Genomic DNA, 1,840 nt, shown 5'->3' on the forward strand with positions numbered 1-1,840 from the left:
CTAAGTGCGGAAGAGATAACCGCTGAAAGCATCTAAGCGGGAAACTTGCCTTGAGATGAGTCTTCCCTTGACTTGAGGTCACGGAAGGAACGTTTAAGACGAAGACGTGGATAGGCTGGGTGTGTAAGTGCAGCGATGCATTGAGCTGACCGGTACTAATGAACCGAGCGGCTTAACCTTACAACACCGAAGGTGTTTTGGCGTCATAAGACAGCGGTCGGAAGACGGAGAGAGTTTCATTCAGCTTGTTCAGAGATTGGTTTTGGGTGTTGCGGCCGAAAGGGAAGCGACAGCCGGAATGGAATGAATTTGCCTGGCGGCGATAGCGCGGTGGTCCCACCTGACCCCATGCCGAACTCAGCAGTGAAACGCCGTAGCGCCGATGGTAGTGTGGGGTCTCCCCATGTGAGAGTAGGGAACTGCCAGGCTTTAAATAGAGTAGAAACCCCCAGCGAAAGCTGGGGGTTTTTGCGTTTATGCGCCAGATACAGATATAGCGCGTAGTTCATCTAGCCATGTTTATCCGATCAAGGGTCTGGTACTGCTAAATCATTCAGGCGTATATTCATGCACAATCGCTTCTGTTACGGCTCACTGCGGAGTAAAAGGTGGTTATATATAAGGGGTAGGAAGGTGAGAACCGTTTTTAGAGCCCATATGGATGCAGAAGGCTGTTTAGTTATTTTGGATTTCCATCTGGTGAGCACTCTTTTAAGAAAATAACTAGCTTTTATCTATCCGTTAATAATCAAAACCCGCTATAGGCGGTTGACACGAAAAATAATTTAAACCTGTTCCTTAAGCTTATAGAAAATGAGTAGTGTAATTCCAAATTTAGTTCATCATTATGGTTTACTATTGTATTACAAGTTTGAGAAATTACATATTGGTTATCTTTCTTTCATGTCTATGAATCATTTATTTGAGTTTTGATGCTAGGGACAATAGATCTGAATATCTGTAAATCACTTGTCTGAATTTTTGATATTTTTCTCATCAGAAAGCTCGCTATATTTCATCAGATTTTTATTACCATCGATTACCATTAGCTCTTCCTGTGATTTGAAACAATTGCTTAATGGTGAACGGCAGTATTCTGGAGATTTATGATAAATACCTAGCCAATCACTAATAAGGTAATAATTATCTGAAGTTGAGAAAGGAGTATTTATTACACCAGTATGACGATATTTTGGATTAACATTATCGTTATACCAGATAAATAAGGGAATATTATAGGAATCTTTTCGAGGATGACTAACACCGTGGTGATAACGGATGTCACCGTTTTTATCTAAACGTTGTAATCCATGATCTGAGAAATAGAGAATAGATGCTTTATACCCTTTAATTTTATTAATAATTTTCTCTATCAATTGATCTGTATAAGCTATTGAGCTGTCATAGCAATTATCATCCTCATTTGATGAGAAGGATATTAGTTTATTTTCGGGAAATCGGTTACAGGATGGTTCATGACTGCCATAGATATGCATAATAATAAATTTCTTACCTTTCTGTTTTAGTGCATCATCTAAATAGGCAGGGCGGGATTCCACTTTGTATTTAATTTAATCAAAGAGAAGCTGGCTACGAAATTCTCCTGACCAAGTCGCTCTTCGACGTTTCGCTGCTTGACTATCTTTTATACTCGTATTTTGTTTAATCACATTTAATGCTATTCGATTAAAAAGAGCCATTTGTGCTGCACCATCAGGATCTTTAAGCGAGATAGCATCTTCCCGAAAGATGACGTCTAAAACCCAGTGTAGCTCATTTTCCACTGACCAATGCTTTCTTATTGCCGTGGCAGCCCGCTCCACATCTAAAGGCAACGAAC

General features: G+C 40.0%; 2 protein-coding genes and 2 rRNA genes. 2 read left to right on the forward strand and 2 right to left on the reverse strand.

What is annotated here, in order from left to right:
- Positions 1–180 (forward strand): 23S ribosomal RNA (locus D3222_RS24365); the annotation flags it as partial.
- Between the two features lie 132 nt (positions 181–312).
- Positions 313–428, forward strand: a 5S ribosomal RNA gene (rrf, locus tag D3222_RS24370).
- Positions 429–965: 537 nt separating this feature from the next.
- Here rrf and D3222_RS24375 read toward each other — a convergent pair.
- Both D3222_RS24375 and D3222_RS24380 read right to left on the reverse strand, forming a co-directional pair.
- Positions 966–1,559: a sulfatase-like hydrolase/transferase gene (locus tag D3222_RS24375; protein WP_232832673.1), complete on the reverse strand. Its 594-nt coding sequence runs from the start codon at positions 1,557–1,559 to the stop codon at positions 966–968.
- A gap of 12 nt (positions 1,560–1,571) precedes the next feature.
- The coding region (locus tag D3222_RS24380; protein WP_118986978.1) for an ISAs1 family transposase at positions 1,572–1,840 on the reverse strand (269 nt) is incomplete at its 5' end.

Source organism: Photorhabdus sp. CRCIA-P01 (assembly GCF_003545805.1).
Taxonomy (GTDB): domain Bacteria; phylum Pseudomonadota; class Gammaproteobacteria; order Enterobacterales; family Enterobacteriaceae; genus Photorhabdus; species Photorhabdus antumapuensis.